This window comes from Vreelandella aquamarina, assembly GCF_900110265.1.
GTDB lineage: Bacteria > Pseudomonadota > Gammaproteobacteria > Pseudomonadales > Halomonadaceae > Vreelandella > Vreelandella aquamarina.
Genome location: NZ_FODB01000101.1, coordinates 1 through 3,220, shown reverse-complemented (window position 1 = coordinate 3,220; position 3,220 = coordinate 1). Strand labels below are relative to the sequence as shown.

Below are 3,220 nucleotides of genomic sequence, written 5' to 3'. Positions count from 1 at the left end.
GAGGCTTGCGTAAGTCCGGCACATCGTCGGCAGCTGCCTGAGAAGTGGGAAGCCTCGCCCGTGGCGCGTCAGCGCTTAGGGCGGGGAGCAGTCACCGTAAGGCCCATAAGAAGGAGACCGTTAATTTCGAGCTCTGGAACGGCTCAACAAGGTGGTTGACCTGTTAGTCACCCATTCGGTGATGTCACCCTTGTCAGCACCGCCGTGATCAGCAGGATAACCACGACCAGCACCATCTCCAGTGCAATACTTCTCTGTAACCGTCCTGGGGCTGTTGCGTCGCCGCTCTCAAAGGCCGGCACAAGCCGCCACTTGTTCGCGGCAGCAAATAACAGTAGCGCCGCCACAATCAATACCTTGCCGATCAAGAACTGTCCATATGCCGTGGTGAGCAGTGGCGTGAGACCGCCCGTTAGCAGCGTGGCCAAAGTGACGCCCGCCAGTACCAACACGCCAACTCCGCCCATGGCGATTTTCCCGAAACGGGTCAGAATGTGGGCGGTATTGTCCTGGTTGTGACCCCGTCCTACTAAATGGAACAGCGGCCAAAGCGAGGCCACCCAAAATGCTGCCGCCATCAGGTGAACGATCAGCAAGCCAGCCAGAACGAGGCGTGGGGTGTTTACTGTATGCCCCACCTGCACGAATGCCAGCATCACCAATAAAACGCCTACTAGGCTCACGCTGTTGGCTGTTTTCGAGAGCGCTAAGTTATTAAGCTGAATCGCCTGAACCAGCAGCAAGCCAGCTACCGCCAGCATTAGCCGGCCCCCGGACGCACCCTCAAACACGATTCCGAGCAGCATTGGGTTGGTTGCAGCAGCGATATTGCCGCCCCCAAGGTAACCAGCTTCTAAAGGCCACTGGAACAGAATCAGAATGACCCCCGCCCAGGCAGCAAAAACGCCCATGCGGGCGACGCGCCTCCGGTCGTGATCAGGGAGTCGGGGAAACGCTAGACGAAACAACACGGCCCCCGTCGCGACTAGGGCACTAAGGTAAACCCCAGCCGCCACGAGAATCATCGCGACGGTCCAGACGTCGAGGCTATTTACGGAGAACCACCAGGCCACGGGTCAGGGCTCGACCGAGAAGTTAAAACCGTCGGACATCATGTGCCCGTCATCCGATAGGCCACGCCAGTGCACCTGGTAGTCCCCAGCCGAAAGAGTGTCACTGGGCTTTACGAAGTAGCGATCGACCTGTTCACTGCCTGGCTGACCATCAAGAGGAACGGGGCCGTTTGGGCCTGTCACTTCAAACTGGGTGATGCGCATCATGCCACCAAACTCGATGCCAATCTCTGCTGGGGAATCCTGAATGGTGACGCCATCCCTCGGTAAAGTGTTTGCGAGGCCTTCATGGGCCAGTGCCGGGATTGCTAGCGACAGCAACAGCGTTGCTAAGGTAGCGTGAATGATAGGGAGCGAACTCTTCTTCTTTTGCATACCGTATCCTTATGTTTTTCAGGGTTGAATGGATATTGTTACTTCATCGCGGAGGCGCTAAAACTGATTCGGTTGAGCCTTCTTACATCGTTCATTTTCCCTGTTTGGCGAACAAGGCGCATGGCGTCGTATGAATCTTCAAAGAAATGTGTAGGTGTTATAGCGTGCCAACCTGAAGCAGGGCTGAAAATGGCGGAAAAAATGATCTGTGACAACACTTAGGTATTGGGATCGGTTTCTCCTTTACCTTTGGGCCACCTATAGGTTGTAGGCTTATAACGAAAGCTAACTCCGCCTTCTTCCATTTTTAATGGATAAGGCGATGTCTCGATCAGCAACATGATAAGAGGAAATATCATGGTTAAGCACAAGATGATCTTTGCCATTGGCCTGGCTGCAAGCCTCAGTGTCCCCAGCAGCGCATCTTCGCTCAAGGTATGAGCCAAGGCGCCCAAGGTCAGGGCAATATGATGGACGGCCAAGTCGGTATGGGTTCGGGCATGATGATGGGCAGTCAAGAAGGCATGTACCCAGGAATGATGATGGGAGGGCAAAGCGGGATGATGCCTTGTCCAATGATGGAAGGCATGGGGAGTATGTCCGGCATTGGCGGTATGCTCGACGAGCAGCAGATGAGTACCATGCGTGAGATGCGCCAAGAACACCGCGCGGCCCAGCTTGAGCGGATGGGCGAATTGATGAACCTGCGCGACGACATGATGCAAACCATGCAGACTGAACGCCCTGAACCAGAGGAAATAAAGGCGCTGCATGCTCAAATGGCCAACCTTCATGGCGATATGATGGCTGATAACGTGCGCATGCATAATCAGATGCAGGACTTACTGACCGATGAGCAGCGTGAACAGATGAGAGGAAGCATGCCCAGCCACCATGGCCCGCAATAAGCCTTGGCGATTGCCTCTTTTTTTAGGAGTGATGGCATGATGAACGCGGAATGTTTTGCTTTTATGGGGTCAATGGGGTGGCTAGGCTGGTTGATGCCCCTGGCCATGCTGTTATTAATTGGCTTGGCGATCGCTTCGCTGGCCAAGTACCTCTTCAGTCGTTCACGCTAAGGAGTTGAAAATAATGCAACATATGAGCACCAAGCTTTTACTCTCTGGTTCCATGCTGCTTGGGGCGGTCTCCGCCCAGGCGGCGTTACCGCCAGAGGCAACATTGTATAAAAACCCCCAGTGCGGCTGCTGTGACGCTTATGCACGCCATCTTGAAGAGCTCGGCGTAGAAGTGACGATTATTGACGATGTAGAGCTGGGTGATATTAAGCAGCAGGCAGGCGTGCCCTATGGCCTGGGTTCATGCCATACCATTGAGATGGGCGAGTATTGGATCGAAGGCCACGTTCCAATGGAAGCCGTGCAGGCGCTGTTTGAGGAACAACCCGATATTGACGGTATCGGTTTGGCGGGTATGCCCATTGGCACACCGGGTATGCCGGGGCCACAAGAAAGCCCTTACAATGTGTACACGTTTACAGGCCAGGAAGATGAGCCATTTATGACCCTTTAGTAGGGTGATAAAAGCTCGCCTGCTGTCTGCACGCCGTTCTAACGGACTCTTGTAGTACAGCAGGCGCATTCAAGTCATACATTACTAAAACGAAAGCGCTGTATTAAACTTAGGATTTACTTTGCTAGTGCGTTACGGGTCGATTCGTTACGGTAAGCTAAAAATAAGATTGCGTCGTTTTCTTTACACCTACACATTGCCACACTAAGTGCCTATTCAAAATTAATCGCGCACTCAGT

The 3,220-nt window shown here is 53.6% G+C and carries 6 protein-coding genes; 3 read left to right on the top strand and 3 right to left on the bottom strand.

All coding sequences use genetic code 11. The features are described from left to right. Positions 1–167 precede the first annotated feature (167 nt). The 3 genes from BMY49_RS16875 to BMY49_RS17645 all read right to left on the bottom strand — a co-directional run bounded on the left by BMY49_RS16875 (position 168) and on the right by BMY49_RS17645 (position 1,882). On the bottom strand, positions 168–1,073 hold the full coding sequence (locus BMY49_RS16875) for a copper resistance D family protein (protein WP_058577232.1): 906 nt from the start codon (positions 1,071–1,073) through the stop codon (positions 168–170). 3 nt (positions 1,074–1,076) lie between these two features. Further along, a complete protein-coding gene (locus BMY49_RS16870) occupies positions 1,077–1,448 on the bottom strand; it encodes a copper resistance CopC family protein (protein WP_089676116.1) in 372 nt (123 codons plus the stop codon). 218 nt (positions 1,449–1,666) lie between these two features. After that, a complete protein-coding gene (locus BMY49_RS17645; protein WP_208596229.1) occupies positions 1,667–1,882 on the bottom strand; it encodes a hypothetical protein in 216 nt (71 codons plus the stop codon). 3 nt (positions 1,883–1,885) lie between these two features. Between BMY49_RS17645 and BMY49_RS16865 the strand changes: the two genes are divergently transcribed. From BMY49_RS16865 to BMY49_RS16860, 3 genes are read left to right on the top strand one after another with little or no spacing between them, the layout of a single operon-like run. Continuing rightward, on the top strand, positions 1,886–2,356 hold the full coding sequence (locus tag BMY49_RS16865) for a hypothetical protein (protein ID WP_089676115.1): 471 nt from the start codon (positions 1,886–1,888) through the stop codon (positions 2,354–2,356). 36 nt (positions 2,357–2,392) lie between these two features. Beyond that, on the top strand, positions 2,393–2,527 hold the full coding sequence (locus tag BMY49_RS18075) for a hypothetical protein (protein WP_008957443.1): 135 nt from the start codon (positions 2,393–2,395) through the stop codon (positions 2,525–2,527). A gap of 13 nt (positions 2,528–2,540) precedes the next feature. After that, a complete protein-coding gene (locus tag BMY49_RS16860; RefSeq protein ID WP_008957442.1) occupies positions 2,541–2,981 on the top strand; it encodes a DUF411 domain-containing protein in 441 nt (146 codons plus the stop codon). Positions 2,982–3,220: the final 239 nt, after the last annotated feature.